14 protein-coding genes are annotated in these 18,716 nt (G+C 47.7%); 1 reads left to right on the forward strand and 13 read right to left on the reverse strand.

From position 1 onward, the window contains the following. On the forward strand, positions 1 to 360 hold a 360-nt coding region (locus B9A32_RS14560), incomplete at its 5' end, for a transposase (RefSeq protein ID WP_170923848.1). 20 nt (positions 361 to 380) lie between these two features. Here the strand turns inward: B9A32_RS14560 and B9A32_RS14565 are convergent. The 13 genes from B9A32_RS14565 to B9A32_RS14630 form a co-directional block, all read right to left on the reverse strand. Further along, the gene (locus B9A32_RS14565) at positions 381 to 608 is read right to left on the reverse strand and encodes a hypothetical protein (protein ID WP_084070185.1); all 228 of its coding nucleotides are present in this window, start codon (positions 606 to 608) and stop codon (positions 381 to 383) included. 25 nt (positions 609 to 633) lie between these two features. After that, the gene (locus tag B9A32_RS14570) at positions 634 to 1,860 is read right to left on the reverse strand and encodes a deoxyguanosinetriphosphate triphosphohydrolase family protein (RefSeq protein ID WP_084070186.1); all 1,227 of its coding nucleotides are present in this window, start codon (positions 1,858 to 1,860) and stop codon (positions 634 to 636) included. Positions 1,861 to 2,005: 145 nt separating this feature from the next. Then, positions 2,006 to 2,863 carry an HNH endonuclease gene (locus B9A32_RS14575; protein WP_084070187.1) on the reverse strand — a complete coding sequence of 286 codons (858 nt, stop codon included), beginning with the start codon at positions 2,861 to 2,863 and terminating at the stop codon, positions 2,006 to 2,008. Positions 2,864 to 3,352: 489 nt separating this feature from the next. Next, complete coding sequence (locus B9A32_RS14580) at positions 3,353 to 3,763, reverse strand: ABC transporter permease (RefSeq protein WP_084070188.1); 411 nt, start codon at positions 3,761 to 3,763, stop codon at positions 3,353 to 3,355. Between the two features lie 4 nt (positions 3,764 to 3,767). Further along, positions 3,768 to 4,823 (reverse strand): magnesium chelatase ATPase subunit I, encoded by a 1,056-nt coding sequence (locus B9A32_RS14585; RefSeq protein WP_084070189.1) that lies wholly within the window; start codon positions 4,821 to 4,823, stop codon positions 3,768 to 3,770. Beyond that, positions 4,820 to 6,979 carry a putative cobaltochelatase gene (locus tag B9A32_RS14590; RefSeq protein ID WP_084070190.1) on the reverse strand — a complete coding sequence of 720 codons (2,160 nt, stop codon included), beginning with the start codon at positions 6,977 to 6,979 and terminating at the stop codon, positions 4,820 to 4,822. Before B9A32_RS14590 ends, B9A32_RS14585 begins: the two co-directional genes overlap by 4 nt. A gap of 444 nt (positions 6,980 to 7,423) precedes the next feature. Then, on the reverse strand, positions 7,424 to 8,239 hold the full coding sequence (locus B9A32_RS14595) for an ABC transporter ATP-binding protein (RefSeq protein WP_084070191.1): 816 nt from the start codon (positions 8,237 to 8,239) through the stop codon (positions 7,424 to 7,426). Between the two features lie 4 nt (positions 8,240 to 8,243). Then, entirely contained in the window at positions 8,244 to 9,281 is a 1,038-nt protein-coding gene (locus tag B9A32_RS14600; RefSeq protein WP_084070192.1) for a FecCD family ABC transporter permease, read from the reverse strand. After that, positions 9,278 to 10,222 (reverse strand): ABC transporter substrate-binding protein, encoded by a 945-nt coding sequence (locus B9A32_RS14605; protein ID WP_139795843.1) that lies wholly within the window; start codon positions 10,220 to 10,222, stop codon positions 9,278 to 9,280. Before B9A32_RS14605 ends, B9A32_RS14600 begins: the two co-directional genes overlap by 4 nt. Before the next feature lie 149 nt (positions 10,223 to 10,371). Continuing rightward, on the reverse strand, positions 10,372 to 14,274 hold the full coding sequence (gene cobN / locus B9A32_RS14610; RefSeq protein ID WP_084070194.1) for a cobaltochelatase subunit CobN: 3,903 nt from the start codon (positions 14,272 to 14,274) through the stop codon (positions 10,372 to 10,374). A 222-nt stretch (positions 14,275 to 14,496) separates the two neighbouring features. Continuing rightward, a complete protein-coding gene (locus B9A32_RS14620; RefSeq protein WP_170923849.1) occupies positions 14,497 to 16,686 on the reverse strand; it encodes a TonB-dependent receptor plug domain-containing protein in 2,190 nt (729 codons plus the stop codon). A 576-nt stretch (positions 16,687 to 17,262) separates the two neighbouring features. Beyond that, entirely contained in the window at positions 17,263 to 17,955 is a 693-nt protein-coding gene (locus tag B9A32_RS14625; RefSeq protein WP_084070197.1) for a hypothetical protein, read from the reverse strand. Between the two features lie 416 nt (positions 17,956 to 18,371). Then, on the reverse strand, positions 18,372 to 18,626 hold the full coding sequence (locus B9A32_RS14630) for a hypothetical protein (RefSeq protein ID WP_084070198.1): 255 nt from the start codon (positions 18,624 to 18,626) through the stop codon (positions 18,372 to 18,374). Positions 18,627 to 18,716: the final 90 nt, after the last annotated feature.

Below are 18,716 nucleotides of genomic sequence, written 5' to 3' on the forward strand. Positions count from 1 at the left end.
TTATCCCGATATTTGTACCGGGGAGTCATCAGTGAAAAAAACATTGTCTCCAACCGCAATGGGCACGTGACCTTCAATTACATTGAAAGCAAAACTGGTAAAAAGCGACAGCGTACTCTTAAAGGAGAAGATTTTCTTCATCTTGTCCTGCTCCATGTGTTACCCAGAGGCTTCCGCAGGGTAAGGGATTACGGATTTCTCCATGGGAATGCAAAAAAAATGCTTTTTTGGGTGCAGCTTATTTTGCATGTTCAAATCAAAGTACCGTCCTTGCGGCCAAGACCTGCGTTTAAATGTCCATGTTGCAATACCCCCATGGTTGTACTTGGTGTACGAACGGCAACTTTTAACCCGGGTTAAAGTAACTTAATTGACCAGGGTCAAAGTTGAATATTAACAATCAAAAAAGCTAAGATATTAATTTTATAATTATTTTTAAACAAGCTCATCAAAAGAGCTCCGCTATAGCTGTGCCCTCTCTCCAATATGGGGGCGCATAAAAAAATCCCTGCTCCCTCCTTGAAAAAAGATATTTTCTTATAGCCATCACCCCAATAATCATAGGGCTTGTTCAACAACAGGATAAGATCGTGGTTCGCTGCGCTCACACGATCTATCCTTGTTCGTTCGGTTTCAAAATGTTGTTAGTTCTTCGAAAATTTTCAAGGCAAAATAATCCGTCATACCTGAAATAAAATCTATTGCCGCCAAGACATAATCTTCATATTTCTCGATATCATAAAGAACGGCATTTTTATATCTATTGGTATCCGCTTCTCTTTCGTTAGGTTCTCCGAATTTAAGCAACCATTCGCTAAAGGTTTTAACTAAAGTAGGATAAGTATCTTTATGCTTTTCGATTGAGTTGACAGTATTTTTACCATCAAAAAGTCCATCTAATGTATTGAAAATTGATTCAATTATTAACTTCGCGTAGTTTTTGTACACATCAAGTCTTTTGTGGCGATATATATTTTCATAATTGAATTCTTTTAACAAATTCATCACCTTCAGACTTGATTCGGAAATCATTATTCCAGATTCAGGTGAACTATTTTTGCACAGGTCTATTATAAAATCGTGTATTAAAATAGTATTGTTTATTTCTTCAATTGTATTGGTCCTACCTGTTTGCTGTATAATATCATTCAGCTCATTAAGTTGGCTTCTATCAAGAATATTTAGAACTAATGCATCTTCAATATCACGACCAAGATATGATATTTTGTCGGCTATTTTAACAACACAGCCTTCCCATGTGTATGGACGAAACTCATTTGCTTTTGTAATGCTCTCAAGATCAATACAATCCTCTCTTGGAAAAATTGCATTTTCGTCTACTTCACCACAGTGGCAAATGATTCCATCTCGAGTAGCATAAGTGAGGTTTAAATTTCTTTGAAAACCCCAAGGATCTTCTAGTGTCTCTGTTTTATCAATAATTCTTAAACTATTTTTTTCATGCCAAAATGTAATGCCAAATTTTTCATCAGTGATATCAGATAGAATCGTTTCCCCCGCATGTCCAAAAGGGGTGTGGCCAAGATCATGTCCAATTGCTATAGCATTTGTTAACTCGGTATTTAAACCAAGATATTTTGTTATTGTATAACTAACAGATGTGACATGGTTTACATGTTCTATTCTCGTACAGACATGATCATTTGTAGTAGCAAAAAACACTTGAGTTTTATGTTTGAGTCGTCTGTAGGCCGGACAGTGTAATATTCTATTGTAATCTCGAGAGAATGGGGAGCGGATATCATCATCCCGATGGTATAAATCAATGATTCGACTAGTAGAATTTTCCCATTTTGGATTATTTTCATCCATCTTGACTTTTTTAAAATGATTTTTCATAATGCACTCTCTCCTCGATTTAGAACCGAACGGGGAGCTGAGGGGCCGGGCGTGCAAACCGATACGCTTTGTGACACCAACAGCTTTCCGTAAACCATATACTTTCGAAAGCGGCGTAGACCGCCCGGTCCCTTCCAGCGTCTGGTTATGTTTGTCTTCTCACCAACTTTTTAAGCTGCTCAATTGTTGCCCAAGGACGCTTTCGATGAAGCATCCGATGGCAGTTTGCACAAACCAGAGCAAAGTCCTCAATTTTCGTGTTCCGAAGCTCGCCTTCCTCTAAATCGCTTAGTGGACGGGTATGGTGTGCCTCAATATATGAGGCTCCAAGTTTTCCATAACGTTCAACAAAATCGAATTCGCATACCTCGCATGGAAGTGCCCCGTCATTTAGTTGAGCATGACGTGCTTTTGCTTGGCGAACAGCCTGAGAGTCTCGTTCTCTGGATTTATGCAGCCGTTCAATTCGCCGACCTTCGGGGAATGATGTACGGGCCGGTTTGTTTGAAAAATCTACCAATCCATCCGCAGTCACACGATAGGATACAAGCGAAAAAACATCTTCCAAGAAATCTTCGAGCGTAACTATTGCACTTGGTAATGAAACAACATAGTCTTCCCGGCCAACTGCACTAACGAAAGCCTCTTTTCTTTCTTTATTACGCCCATCCCTTTTCCTTGGACTGTATTTCCAGACTAAATCTACGGAATCTTTGCCTACTCGCTGATCATGTAGCTCGGCGATTGGTGCCTGATTGTTATTTTCGGGATAGATGACAACGTAGTAGTTTCCATCGTTACGCCAATCAATAACCAGCAACCAAAGTGTTTTCCCGGAGGCTTTATTAATTTTAAACGCCCCAATACAAATTTTGCCGTCAGCAAATGAATGAAATTCATGCAATGGAAAGGATTGAATTTTTTCAGATAAGTGGAACGTGGTACTGCCATTTAGATCATTTGACAAAACCGTGACCAAATGATCTGCAATGCTCTTCTTCATTTTATTAATCCTTATCCGTTAAACATAACAGTCGTAATAAGTGGAAACTTTCCATGCTATTGACTGTAATAGATGACAAGGTTTTCCACCCTATTAAAATATTAAGTCAAAAATATGGAAAACTTTTCCACTTATGACTTTTTGCATTTCTGTTTTCCACTTATTGCAATAATTGGCATCCGTTTTATGCAAATCCAAACAAAACATTATTTATTTACCATCCATTATCCTCACCATCCGTCATAATTTCTCTGATTCGCCATGACATTAACCTTCGATGAAAATTAAGAACAGAGCATGCCCTATGGGCAATGAGGGTTACAATTCACAATCCTTCACCAAAGGTAAAAGGACACAAAATACCCCCACCTTTATTACGTCAATTCCAATTACATATATTCTTGTTTTTATCAATAATTATTTTTTACAATTGATTTTAAAAAAACATCAGAAGAGCACCAAAAGTTGTGCAAGCATAGTAATCGACCACTACCATAGGATTTGTTCATTTCCCGGGCGATTCCGGAGAGAGGGGGAATCCACATCAGAAAAATAATCAAGTCTTAAAAAGGACATCATAGAGGGCATATTACCGAATGATGCGGTTCTGATGGATGTGGAGGCATGGGTCAGGGGCAGAAGGAAGATAGCTTTCTGGGCCCAGGCCGGAAAATTCTCCACCGGGAAAAAAATTACCCCCAGGAATGCCATGGGGGGAATCACAAAACTGGTCACAAGGCTCTGGTCTGCATGGGATTTCACCAGCATGGCAAGTGCCACGGCCAGGGAGGCAAACAGAAAACTGTTCAGCAAAACAGCTGCCCAGAACCAGATATTCCAAGAGAGCACCACCCCGAACAGAAGTCCGGGTACAAGAATGGCAAAAATGACCCTTGCAATAAGCTTAGCTTGCCGCTTTGTTTTGGTTTCTCATCATGGAAACGTCCGTCACAATATCCTGCAGGGGCTGACGTCTCACCCTGTGGGGCAGTGCCAGCGTGGCGGCCTTTTCAATATCCTTTGATTCAACTTCGGTCCTGCCCTCATATGCGGCAAGGGTTTTGGCGGTCTTTAAAATGATGATATCCCCCCTGTGACCGTCCACCCCCACATCCAGGCAATAGGATGCAATCTCATAGAGCCTGTTTTTCTGACAGGTCACTTTTGGGTAAAGTTTTTTTGCCTGTTTGATTTGTTCCACCAATTGCCGGGACTCCTCCTCCCAGAGGCTTGCAAATCCTTCAGGATCTTCGTCAAAATGGGTGCGCCGTTCCATGATGGCCACCCTGGCATGGGGGTCGGATATTCCCAATACATTGACGCAGAGCCCAAACCGGTCCAGAAGCTGGGGCCGCAGCTCCCCCTCCTCCGGGTTCATGGTGCCCACAAGGGTGAATCGGGCGGGATGGGAAAAAGAGATGCCCTCCCGTTCAATGGTGTTGACCCCCATGGCTGCTGAATCAAGAAGCACATCCACCACATGGTCGTCCAGAAGGTTCACCTCATCCACGTAGAGAATCCCCCTGTGAGCTGAGGCCAGTATGCCCGGCTCCACCTGCTTTTCCCCTTTTTTAAGGGCCTGTTCCATGTCCATGGTGCCCACCACCCGGTCTTCGGTGGCTCCCACGGGCAGTTCAATCACCCTTATGCCCTCCATGACGATCTCAGGCCCCTGGTTGTCGTCAATGCCAAGAACTCGGTTACGGCATTCGGTGCGGACACACTCCGTGCATACCTCATGTTTGCCTTTGGGATCATGCTGGAACGGGCAATCCTTTACCTTTTCAATCTCCGGAAGTATCCGGGCCAGAGCCCGGACAGCCGTGGATTTGGCTGTTCCTTTTTCCCCCCGGATCAAAACACCCGAAAGGCTGGGATTGATAATATTGAGTATCAGCGCAAGCTTCATCTCTTCCTGACCCTCAATGGCCATGAATGGATAGACTGTCTTTTTTTTCATGGTAAAACTCCCTTTGCAATGTCAACCAGCTGGTTGACTTTAAGATCTTCTATTTTAAGATATTCCGCGTTCAGGTTGACGGCAAGTTTTGCAGCAAGACCAAAGGAGACGGCACCCCGGCTTTCCGAATCCACCACAACAAATTGTATTCTATCTTCAAAAGCCATCTTTTCTGCCAAAGACAGGGCCTCTTTAAATGGTCTTTGTTTTTTTATGCCTCCATTTCCCAGTGCTGCATTCCCCGGGGCATCGCTTTTAAGGGAGACATTGCCCCTGCCGTCGGTGATGATAATGGCAATGGGCCTTGCTTCTGGCTCCCGGATAAGATGGTTTCGCAGCAGTTCAAACCCCTTGACAAGTCCGGATGACAAAGGGGTTTTCCCACCCACGGGCATCTCTTCCAGAAGTTTTCCTGCAAGCTCCACAGAGGAGGTGGGGGGCAGGTTGACAAAGGCCTCCTCTTTTCGGAAGGTCACCATGGCTACCTTGTCCCGTTTCTGATAGGCATCCAGCAGAAGCGACATCACCGCGCCCTTGGATGCCGCCATCCGCCCCCGGGCTCCCATGGAGGCACTGGCATCCACCAGAAAGAGCAGAAAATTACCAATGCGCTTTTCCCGGATCTTTTCCCGGATATCATGCTCCTTGAGAATGACGGCCAGATCGCTGCCGTTTTTCCGCTGGATCTGAAAAGGGGCTGCGGCCCTTAATGTGGCGTCAAAGGCAATATCATGACTGCCCCTGGGGATGCTGCTTCTCACATACCGGCCCTGCTTGGCAGCCGTTCTGGAGCGGGAGCGTTTACCAGAGCCCCTTCTCATGATTCGATCCTTGGGGGAGGTGAACTTTTTCACCTTAAAGGTTTCTCCCACCTCAAATATTTTTTCCAGCACATTTTTTCTATCCTGCTCCTGGTTTTCCCCCTGGGATTCGGGTTCCGATTCAGGTGCCTCCCCACTGGATTCCTGCTCTTCTGTCTCCTCTTCCATGCTGTTTTCATTTTGCCCCGGCTTTTGTTCATCCTCGGGCCCAGCGTTTTCATGCGGTTCCGGCGGCGGTTGTTCCTGCTCTTCCTTTTTGTCCTGCTTTTGATTTTCCTCAGGTTTTTCTTCGTGGTCATGGGGAGGTTCCGGTGGCGGCGGGGGTGCCGCTTCCCGTTTCCGGTGTACCAGGGCAAACCCGGCCACCTGCGTTACCTCATCCATCCCGGCTTCGGTCTTGCCATGGTAGGCGGCAAGGGCTTTGGCTGCCTGCTCTATGACAAGGTCGGCCCTGTGCCCTGCCACGTTGTTTTCCGCACATAGCGTGGCCACAAAGCTTCTTAAACTGTCGGAAAATCCAACCTCTTTTAAAAGATCGCCGGCCCTTTTGATCCGGTGGGACAAAAGATCGTTGTCGGCCTGGTACTGCTTAAAAAAACCTTGGGGATCGGCATCATGGTCCTCCTTTCTCTGCATCAGAAGGATTCTTCTTTCAAGATCTTTTTCCGATGTCACCTCCACACAGAGGCCGAACCGGTCCAGAAGCTGGGGTCTAAGTTCCCCCTCTTCGGGATTCATGGTCCCCACCAGGATGAAATCCGACCCATGGGAAAAGGATATCCCCTCACGCTCTATGCGGTTTTCCCGAAAAGCCGATGCATCCAGGATGATATCCACGATGTGATCATCCAGAAGATTGACTTCATCCACGTAGAGAATGCCTCTGTGGGCCCTGGCCAGCAATCCCGGCTGTAGTGCCCTGGCCCCGCTCTTTACAGCCAGGCTGAAATCAATGCCCCCTGCCACACGGTCCTCCGTGGCATTGAGCGGCAGGGTCACCACCCGGGTCCGGCGTTCAATGCAAGTTGCTCCGATGGCACCCTCTTTTATAATTCCATGCTCTGATTTTTCCCGGCCTTCACTCAGTTTTCCACAGTCATCACAAAGGCTATCAGGATCTTCCGGGTTACAGGACCATGCACAGCCTTTGTTCACCTTGATCATGGGCAAAAGGGATGCAAGGGCTCTCACCGTGGTGGACTTGGCCGTCCCCTTTTCTCCCCGGATCAAAACCCCTCCAATGGCCGGATTAACGGCGTTCAGAATAAGGGCCAGTTTCAGTTGCTCCTGCCCGACGATGGCCGCAAAGGGATAGATAGTATTGTATAAGGTCATTATTTCATCTCTTTTGCGATGTGATATATTTTTTTTTATATGAAAAGGTAGCCTTCAAGTCTACCTCAGCAGAGCCCCTCCCCCGATGGGCAATAGGAACCGGACAATCGAGCTGTCTACAGTTCCGGTCCGGGACCATTGCCCGTCGGGGGAGGGGCGGCATAATGCCATTTGGCTCCGCGTCTACGACCCTATCTTCATTGTGTCCGCCAGGACATGCGGGTTATATGAAAAAACCTCAGCAGAGCCGCCCCCCCGATGGGCAATAGGAACCGGACAATCGAGCTGTCTACAGTTCCGGTCCGGGACCATTGCCCGTCGGGGGGGCGGCGGCATAATACCATTTGGCTCCGCGTCTACGGCCCATTATTCGTTGGGGTATGATTTTCTGCCATGTGGGGTATATTAACATCATGGAAAGGGGGCAGACTTTGGTCATGGCCATTAATAATTTACACATTGTTTAACCGATTCATGCACGGCACCCTTTTTGTCCAGCACCGTAACCTCCAATGACCGGGTCAGGGGATTTTCCCCAACGGAGGTCTCCACCCCATAGGCAGTCTTTAAATGGGCCGGGGTGAGAACCGTTTCAGGAGTTCCCATGGTGAGGATTTTCTTGTCATGGAGCAGAATCAACCGATCACAGAACCGTGCCGCCAGATTCAGGTCATGGATGACCATCACCGCAGCCATGCCCTCGTTTCTGACCAGGGCTGATGTGAGATGAAGAATTTTCATCTGGTGTTTGATATCCAGATTGGCCGTGGGTTCGTCCAGCATGAGAATCTGCGGGGTCTGGGCAAGGGCTCTGGCAATGATCACTTCCTGGCGCTGTCCCCCGCTCAGTTCGTTGATCCGCCGGTGGCGCAGGCCATTTATACCGGTTTTTTCCATGGCCTCATCCACACAGCGCCTGTCTGCGTCACTGTCTGAAAACCGGAGTTGTTGAAAGGGATAACGGCCCATGGACACCACGTCTTCCACAGTAAAAAGCGGTGGAACAAAGGAACTTTGGGGAACCACGGCCATGATTTTGGCAACTTCTTTTTTTGCAAAACGGTTGATCTTTTTACCCTGGAGCAACACCTCTCCCGCGTCAGGGCCCTTGATGCCGGTCATGATTTTAAGAAGGGTTGTTTTACCGGCACCGTTTGGCCCGATAATCCCGTAAAACAATTTTGAGCTGATGTTAAGATAAATATTTTCAAGAATGGGAATGTCCTGATATGATGCTGATATGTTTAAAAGTTTGAGCATATTTTCACCACCAGTTGACTGCGTTTTTTCTTCGCTTGAGCAAATAAACAAAATAGGGAGCCCCAATGGCGGCGGTAATAATGCCGATGGGAACCTCGGACGGTTGGGAAACAACCCTTGCCAGGGTATCGCAACAAACCAGGAAAATGGCCCCGCAAAGGGCCGAAGCCGGCAAAAGAATCCTGTGACGGCTTCCCATGGCCATCCTTACCATGTGGGGTACAATAAGGCCCACAAACCCGATGATGCCGGAAACCGAGACCGCCGCACCGGTGACAAGAGCGGAAGCGATCAACAATATCCGCTTCACCGTCTCCACATTCATGCCCAGATGAATGGCCGTCTCCTCACCAAATTGAAGAATATCCAGTTCCCGGACCATGAAGCAGAGCACGCAGATTCCTCCCAAAAGGGGCAAAATAACAATTTTCACGTCCATCCAGGTGGCCATGGCAAAGGAACCCATGAGCCACAACACCACATTTTGCAGATTTTCCATGGAAGCAGAGATTTTAAGAAACGAGACCACTGCATAGAGAAAAAGCCCCACGGCAATACCAGCCAGCAGTAAGGTCTCTGTGGGAACCCTGTTTCCGGTGCGGGCAATGTTATAGACAACAAAGATGGTGACAGTGGCCCCCGTAAAAGCCAGAATCGGAATGGCAAAAGGACCGAACACCCTTCCCATTCCCAGCACAATGGCAAGGCAGGCCCCCACGGCAGCCCCCGAAGACATGCCCAGCACATAGGGCTCGGCCATGGGATTCCGGAAAAGTCCCTGCATGGCAGCCCCGGACACGGCCAGCCCCATTCCAACGAGAATGGAGAGCAGTACCCTGGGGGTTCTGATATCCATGACAATCACCTCTGGAATTCTGCTCCACTCTTTTTCAATAAGACCGCCAGTGAATTGATGTACCCATATTTTAACCACCAAAAGCGGTTTGATTACCACAGGCCCGATCATCACCGCCAGGCATGCCGTAAAAAGGAGCCCCGTTCCAATAAAGCCCATCATCAAAAAATAATTTCCATGTTTCATGGTCTAAGGCCTCCTGAATACCCTGAATCCCCAAGCACTCCGGGGTGGATAAATTCGGCAAGGGTCTGGATCACCTCTGCAAATCGAATCGTGGTGTGGAAAGAGTGCCCCTCTATGGTATGAACCCGATTGTTTTTCACTGCCTTGACTCCGCTGAATCCAGGCTTTTTTCTCAAGGCTGCCACGCGCTCATCCCTCTGGCTTTCTTTCCAATAGGAAATCACGATGACATCGGGGTCCCTTGCAATGACATATTCAGGGGAAAGCTCCATATGTTGTGCATCAAATTGTCCGGCCAGATTAACCCCACCGGCAAGCTCGATCAGTTCATTGATGGCGGTTCTTGCGCCATATGTGCCGTTGCGGGTGCCCCACCAATAGTAGACCAGGGGCCTGTCTTTAATCCGTGAAGAGATTTTTTTGCTTAAGGTGTCCACCTCGGTTCTGATTTTATGTGCCAGGGCCTTGCCCTCCTTTTCTTTGCCCAGAACGCTTCCCATTCGTTTTATCTGCTCAATGCCAAATGCCACATTTTCAACAGAAACAAAGGCGGCATAGGCAAGCCCCCTTCTTTCAAACACTGTGGTATATTTTCCCGGAGATTCCGACGAGGCAAAGGGAATGATCAAATCCGGTGCAAGGGAGACAATTTTTTCAATATTCGGAGCACTGAACCGTCCCACCCCCTCTTTTTCAAGAATGGACGGGTATCGTCGACAGGTCTCGGGATAGGAGGTGGCAATGGTGTCCACCACGCCCACCAGCATGTGGCCTGCCCCCAGCTCATAAATGAGATCAACAGGGGTTCCAGACAACAGGACAATCCGCTCAGGGGGTTTTTCCAGCACAATTTTCCTGCCGAAATCATCTTCTCCCACAATTTGACGGTTTCCGGCACAACACCCTGTGTCGCCCCGGGCCATGACAAAGAATCCCATCATAAGGAAAAGAAGAATCTTGGAATTCAGGCGATATTTATATAACTGCCACGGGCAGACCGTATTCTGATCCGGTTCCGCCCACAACAAAGCTTGAAATACACCCTTGGTTTGCGGAGTATTTCTTATAAATCTCAAAAACGCTTTACACTTCAAATCGCCTCCTGAATGATTTTCTTTATATCTTTGATCTTTTCACTCCAGGACTGAACCTCTTCACTGCTGACAATGTCCACGGCACCGCCCTGGAAATCCCCTGTGACATCTCCCATGCGATCCTCCAGGCAGGCTTCCGTATCCAGATAGGCTTCCTGGAGCTGCTCAAAAAGTTCGGGGTCAGGTTGCCAGATATCCCGGCTTTCGGCTTCGAGAAGACGACGGCCGATCTCTTCCATGGCCCAGGGATTCACCTTTTCAAACCACTCCTTCATTTCAGGGTCCAGCATAAAGCTTTTGGCGATCTCATCGAAAATCCAGTTGTCCACCTCTCCTGTGGTGGCTCCAAATCCGTACACCCGGCCGATGCGCTTGTTAAGATCACCGGCCCCTTTGTATCCGTGCTGTTTCATGCCTTCAATATATTTGGGATTTAAAAGCTTGGCGCGCACCACCCGGCGAAGTTCGTCGGCAAAGTCCGTCACCGATACATTGGCCGGATCACGGGTGTCTCCGTAATAGGTTTTGGGCTTCTTTCCTGACATGGCTTTGGCCGCAACGGTCATTCCCCCGTAATTGCTGTAAAAACCGCAACATTTCAGAAAATCGGTCTCATCGGAAATGTGCTTGTCAAAGGTGACCTGTACCTGTTTAAGATTTTCCACAAGTTCCGGATGGGCTTCCACCCCAAAGGCATCTTCCCCTGCCCCATAGGCATATCCGTTCCAGAAGAGATATACATCTGCCAGATCCTGCTCGGTTTTCCAGGCAGAGGCATAAACGGCCAGATTTACCCCGGCCCTGTAGACACCCGGCTGGGCACAGAAAACCCTGAAGGAGAGACGTCGGAATTCGTCTCTGTTTTCAGGGTCAAGCCCTTTGCGGGCGGCCTGTTCCAGGATGTGCTTTCTGATGAAATTGCTCTTTTTTTCCTCGTTGAGTAACGCCACTGCACAAACGGCCTCATCCACATACCTCACCGCATCGGGAAAGCAGTCCCGGGTAATGCCCGACACCCGGATATTGACATCAATGCGCGGGCGGCCAAGCTCCTCAATGGGGATGATTTCAAACCCGTCCACCTGCCCATTGGCCTTCCATTGGGGCCGCACCCCGAGAAGATGCAGAATCTGGCCAATCTGCTCTCCGTCGGAGCGCATGATATCCGATGCAAACCACACCATGCCCACGGACTGGGGGAATGTCCCCTCTTCCTTTTTGTAACGTTGCAAAAGGGCCTCGGCAAGTTTGGTGCCCACCAGCCAGGCCGCTTTTGTGGGAATGCGGGTGGGGTCCACATTGTACATGTTCCGGCCGGTGGGCAGGATGTCATATCGTCCCCTGGAGATAAACCCGGACGGGCCAGCAGGGACGTGCCCCCCTGCCATGGCATTGAGAAGGGAGTCAATCTCCTTTGAATCACGGATACGGCTTCCCACATTCTCCACAAGATCTGCAAAATCCCGGAATCGCTTGTACAGGTCGGGAGCAGGAAGATGGCCGAACTCACCGGTAAGAATGGTCTCAATCTTCTCCCCGTCCAATATGCGGTGGATCATATCTTTTGCTTTCCTGTCCGCTTCAAAAAGAAGATCCGAATAGGGCCTGCCGCACTTTCCATGGGCACCCGGATGTTCCAGGGCATGAAAAATGTCTTCGTCCAGAAGATCAAAAACCATTCTCCGGCTGTTCAAAGGATTATTGGTGTCAAACCTTAAAATCGTGTTAATATACTCGGCAGCTTCATCTGCCTGGGGAATTTGGCCAAAAGTATGCATGCCCACCTGGGTCTGGCTGTTCTTCACCGATGAGATCAACTCATGGCAACGCTGTACCAACTCACCGAAATTTTTGGGTACAACCGCTTCCACCTCTTTTTTAAGATTATTGATCTCAATGGATTCCTGAATCAGATGCTGGAGCTGATGGGCCCTTGCCGGCTCTTTGTCTTTGGCCTGATGATACTGATTCAGGAGGTCTTCCAGGTCTTTCAACCCTTCGTAGGTATCTGAGATGGTGAGCATGGACTGAAGATGATTTACGGTGACCGCATAGCTGCGACGCTTGGCCACCACGCCCTCTGCAGGATTATCGGAATTATAAATATAGAGATGGGGTAGCCGCCCGATGGAGATTTCCGGCCAGCATGCACTTGAAAGTCCCGCCCCTTTGCCGGGGAGCCATTCCAGGTTTCCATGGGTGCCCACATGAATGACCACATCCGCCTTGAATATCTTTTCCATGTACATGTAGGTGGCAATGTATTGATGGGGGGGCGGGATATCAGGATCATGGAGAATCTTACACACCTGCCCGTCGCATCTGGCACCGGCGCATCCCCTTTTGGGCTGCATCATCACATTGACGTTGCCAAAATTAAGACCTGTGATCACAAGTTTACCATCGTGGACCATGCTGGGGGGGACCCCGTTCATCTCCCGGCCCGGCGGAGGTCCCCACCCTTTAATCATCTCATTTTGTGCTTTTGGGGGAAGGGCATAAAACCATTGTTCATAGAGTTCATTGTCCAGCAGATCCAGATGTCCGTTCTTGCTGATGATTTCATCCACCGTTGTCCAGCGGAACTCGGCAATGGCCTTTCTATCAAGGATCATCTGCATCAAGGCCTCGCCAGATTCCGGTATATCCTTTAAAAGATAGCCCCCGGCAGCCATCTCCTTCATGATCCTTACCACACTTTCGCCGGAGTCAAGGCCGGCGGCCCCTCCGATATTGGCCTCAAGACCTGCGCACTCATTTTTGTGAAAGACAAAGACCACCCTTCGCTCTTCCGGTCTTTTATTGCCAAGTTCAATGAAATTCTTTACCCTGTCCGCCAGGTAATGAATTCGCTCGGGTATGACCTCACGGATCTCAAAGGAGGTGTCTGTTTTTTCATCAATCACCTTACGGCTGGCCGCCACCATGACAGGCTCTATATTGCCTTCAAACTCCGGCATGGCAATGCCGAAACAAACATCTTCCGTCACCCCCTGGGGCTCTTTCTCCCACTCCTCCACGGTTTTGGAATAGGAGATCAGGGGTTTGAATACAGGAACATTGAGTTTTTTGAACAGAGCCACGCTCTGGCCGGCCACACCGGTTTCGCTCATATCATCACTCTTTTCCCGGCCCAGGAAAAAAAATTGAAGATTGATCAATGCATGTATGAGGGGGGTGCCATCCTGGTCAAAAAAATAGGTTTCAGCTGTTTTTACAGGGCCCAGGGAACCGGCCTCCGGGTCCGGTGTGCCATTGCAGAAAACCGGCAGCACATTCACCCCCCTGTCCCGGAACGCATTCACCAATGCCTCTTCCAGTGCAGCATCGCCATTGGTGAAGCTGTGCCTGGAAAAAAGAATTCCCACGGTGGTGTCATGATCAAATGGATGGACTGCTGTATACGCTTCAAGGGTTTCATACACCTGCATGTCCGGCGGGGACAAGATACCCTGCCAGGGCATGGGAACAGGTTTTTGCACTTCGATATCAGACCGCAGAAAATGGGCCGTATATTCCATAAGGCGTTTATAGTTTTCAGTTCCTCCTTCGGCCATATATCCATAGGCCGCAGCACAGTCCGACGAAGAAACCGTGGCAATGATTCCCCAGTTCACAGGGTCATAGGATATGGTCACGATCGCCGCATTTTTGTTGATCTCTTCTCTTCTTGCCCTGATCTCTTCGTAAAAGGCGTCATTGGTCCAGTAAAAAAGCACAGCATCTGCTGTTTTCACCGACCGGAAAAAAGCATCCAGTACATCGGAATCATTTATAATTTCTTTATGTGAAAAAATTGTCAGTTCCACATGCCGGCTTTCTCCGGCAGCTTTGATAAATGCAGGGAGATACGATCCCCACATTATGGATACGATGTTCACTTTTTTATTTTTTGTCATGATAGACCTCTTTTGTTCTGGGCAAGGGATCTGGCTGTTAAACGCGATGATCCGGTTTTTTATTCTGGCAATGAGGGGCCAGTCTTACATTATTGACCTTTTGATGATTTTCCCCCTGTGATAAGGGCATCCTCAAAGACAAAGCATAGATTGAATGATACCGGTGCCAGGAACACAGGCCGGCACCCTTTACCCCAAAAAAGGGGGCTGCATCATCGCGTTTCAATACCTGAAGGTCAGCTCCGCAAAAAATGTCCGACCATCGCCCTTGTAGTACTCGTAATATTCCTCATCAAGAATATTATCCACAGACAGGGACAATTCCATACATTTCAATGGTGTCAGAATCACCTTGGCATCCAGAAAAAAGGCTGGCTCATACGTACCGTAAACACCGTCTTTTGTATCCTCTTCAAGCTTGCTGTAGTAACGGCCCACAACACTTGCCTTGCACCATTCATACTGGGTGTCCAGGCCCATATTCCAGGCCCACTCAGGGATACCGGATATCTGTTTATTTTCGCTTGTGGGATCTGTTGGGTTATCAATTATCCTGGCATCGGTATAGGTGACATTTCCCCACAAAGAGAGCCGGTCCGTTATCTTTTGGGAGGCTTCAAACTCAACTCCGTAGGTCCTTGCCGTTCCGGCGTTATCACGGGTTTTGGTGGCGCCTTCAACACGGTAGTAAATCAGGTCTTCGATATCGTTGCGATATCCGGTGAGGGAGACCCGTGTTTTTTTATCAAAAAAGTATTGGTCAACCCCCAGCTCATAGGTCCAGGCGGTTTCAGGCCTCAGGTCCGGCTCACTCTGGTAGGTTGTGGAGCCCGATTGCCAGCTTCTATAAAGCTCATAAAGTGTTGGGGCTCGAAATGCATGCCCCACGGAGGCTTTACAGGTGGTATTGGAAAGGGGTTTCCATACCGCTGCGATCTTGGGACTTATGGCAGATTCCCTGTTACTCTCATATTTTGTTTCCAATCCGGGAACACCCGAAGCTCCGTCATAAACTTTCCAGGAATCGTAGCGAAGGCCCATATAAAGACTGAAGGGCTCCGTCACCTGCCATTCATCCTGGGCAAACAGCGCCCATGCTTTGGAATTTCCTCCTGAATAAAATGTACTTGCACTTTTGCCGGAAAAGCTTCGATAGAAAGGCACATCGTAGTCATTGGTGTCCGAGGCGTCGGTGCGATACGTGGTGCCCAGGGTTAACAAATGGGATTGTCCCAGGGGAATATTACCGCTCAATTCGGTGAACCAGCTCTCGTTTTCAGTGTTTTTAAGCGAACCTTGTGAGGTATAATAGTCCGCCATTCCGCTTTGCGTCTCCAGCGTGTAACGATCATCGGACTGCACTGTCCCAAGCCGGGCATGCAGTTCCACAGGTCCAATCAATTCCTTGCAGGACAGGGTGTAGGTATCGGTTTCATTTTCACCGATTCCCGTGTAGCTGATGTAGTTATTGGGTTGGAACCTGGCTCGCTGATCTGTCCCGGCCACTGCATAGGTGTTGGTGTCACCAAAGGTTCCCATGTAGGTGTTGGGAGCCCCGTAATAATACTCATGCCGGGCGGCAACAGCGGTAAAGGCAAGGGTGCCCGTGTCTGAAAAATCAAAGCTTGCCTTTCCATCAATGCTGCTGCGCTCCCCACCATTGTCGCCTTTGTCTCCCACCACCCATTTGGTGGGTTCACCGTGTTTGTCGTCCATGGCGTAGCCGCCGGAGACGTTACCGTTGCCAGATTTAATGGAACTGAGGACGGGGGTGGTCACATACCCATCCGTGCTTTCCTTTTCATATCCAAGCCGAAGACTGAGTCTGTCCCATAAACGATTTCCAACGTTAAATCGATAGCGCCGAGTATTATTGGAGCCGTAGCCGGCGCCCGCTTCAAGTTCAAGTTTGTCCGGATTTCGGGTGATAATATTGATAACTCCCCCCATGGCGTTGCCCCCATAAAGGGCCGAGGCTGCCCCCCGAACCACTTCAATCCGTTCAATGTTGTTCACCGGCAGTGTGCCCCATTCGACGCCAGCGGTATAGGCGTCGTTAAGGGGCTGACCATCCAGGAGAACCAAGGTATACTGGCCCCCTTTAAACCCCCTCATGGACACCGAAGGCGTGGCATCCATAAGCCCCTTTGTTCTTTTTACGAACATACCGGAAAGGCTGTTAAGGGCATCATCCACTGTTTGAATATTTTGTTTTTTCAGCTCTTCCCGGTTGATAACGGTGAGGCTGCCAGGGGCATCTTGGATGTTTTTTTTGGTTTTTGTGGCAGTTACCAGTATCGTCTCCAGCTGAATGGATTCCTCTGCTGCCGCTGCATTGGGAGCCGTTGCCATGCCCAACAAAGTGGTTGTCAGGCCCATTAAAACAAAACTAATTATCGTTTTTAACCGCATGCTGATCATTTCCTTTCAATCAAGAAGGTTTAACAGAACTCGATGGTCCAGTTGTTTTACCTGGGATTCTTTGATGAAAATTAATTGTCCAAGTTTAAAAAAACAAAAAAACCACGAGATTTTCTCACTTTCGCGAGCATAAACCTTCGTGGTTTTATTATTGACAATTCCCACCATAACTCAGCAGGACATCTTATGTTTTTTAAATTGAAACTCAACTATGAACAGCTTCAGCTGTGATTTGTTTAAATGCTTTTACTTGATGGATTATAAATAGTCAAATCTTTTTTATATGAAAAGGCAGCCTCCAAGGCAAGCTAAGGCAGAGCCGCCCCCCGACGGGCAATAGGAACCGGACAATTGAACTGTCTACAGTTCCGGTCCGGGACCATTGCCCGTCGGGGGGCGGCGGTATAATATCATTTGGCTCCGCGTCTACGACCCTATATTTGTTGTGTCCGACAGGAGATGCCCGTTATATCAAATGCCTCCCAGATCTGAGGCGTATTTCAAGCTTTGTTGTGGGCAGAGCCGGATCAGAATACGGTCCGGTTATATGAAAAGGGAAACTCCAACTTAGGGATTGATATCTGGCAGCTCTGCTTCATTGGTGAGCACAAAACCGGAAAGGAGAACATTCGCAGAATAACCCACCCCTTTCTTTTGATAAACTATTAGCAAGGTGTTTTTATCTATAAGCTGATGGCCGATAAAGAGATCAACGTCCTGTAAAACTTCTTTATACCCCTTGCCATTTGGCATTGAAATACCAATTGCTTTGATGTCTTTGCCGGTTAATCTCTTGTCTTTATCAGTGTCGTTTTTAACCACTTTATAGAGAATTGCTCTTATTTTTCGTTTTTCATCGCCGTAATCACGTTCGGTTAAAAACTCTGAATCTACAACCAGATATTTGTTTGTATTAAACAGCCAGTGTTTCTCATTATTCTGGCTGTTTATGAAAAGATAGTTCCTGGCAGATGAAGAGGATTTGCTGTAATAAGACTGGCTGTAGCTTTGATCTGAGTTCAAAGGAATCATTACATAGGGGGTACCTTCTATTTTCGACAGATAACCAAGCTGCCATTCTTCTTCAATTTCGCCTCCTTCCTGGATGTTTACTATGTTTTTAGTATTTCTTTCACGGGTTGTTTCTAAATAAATCTTGTATCCGCCAAATGTCAAAACCCCAATTGCTAATAGCCCTGCTATCATCAGTACAATTGCATTGAAACGCCATATGTATTTAAAAAAACGATTTTCTTCCATGTTGTTTTTTCTCCTGATGCCCAGTTAAGGAGCTGGGCGCCCCAATTTATTCTATCCGCCCGGCATGGGCGTGAATTTGTGGTGTACAAGCCATGTTCAAAGTGATAATTTCTGAAAAATCTTGAGCAAAATCCGGCATATTTCATTTCCGTTTTACAGTTTTCAGAACAATGTTCCCACTTGGGAGGGAAGGTGATCAGCTACTTTTAGGGACAAATGATGGATGCCTGCAAACCAATACACTCACCTTTCTTACGTCAATTTCCATTACCTATATTCCTTATTTTTATCAAGAAGTTTTTTTTTAACTCAACTTTCGGGCTTCATTTCAAAGCCAGCATTTTTAAATGTACCGATGGGCTCAGTGTGCCGACGGGGTCAGGCTTTTGTTGTTGATGTTATTGATGTTATTGATGTTATCGATCAAGACCTTTGCTAACGAAAAAAGCCTCGATAATGTCAATAACGAAAGCCTGACCCCACCATGAAATGCGAACACCGAAAGTTGAGTTTTTAAATTGATCTAAAGTAGTATTGAAGACGCTTTCAATCACTGCACCCATAAAATAGGGATATTGACATTGATTCTTCGCCACCGATTCTTTTTTAACAGGGTTGTCATCAGAAGACTGGAAAACCTCATAAATTCCAGGGCGTTTCCATAATTGCATATCATATCCCGGAAAAATCATTGACAAACAATTTTTTATTTATTACACATTGCCCATAATTCATCAGGAAGATGATATGTTTGTAATGTA

Source organism: Desulfocicer vacuolatum DSM 3385 (genome assembly GCF_900176365.1).
GTDB lineage: Bacteria > Desulfobacterota > Desulfobacteria > Desulfobacterales > Desulfobacteraceae > Desulfocicer > Desulfocicer vacuolatum.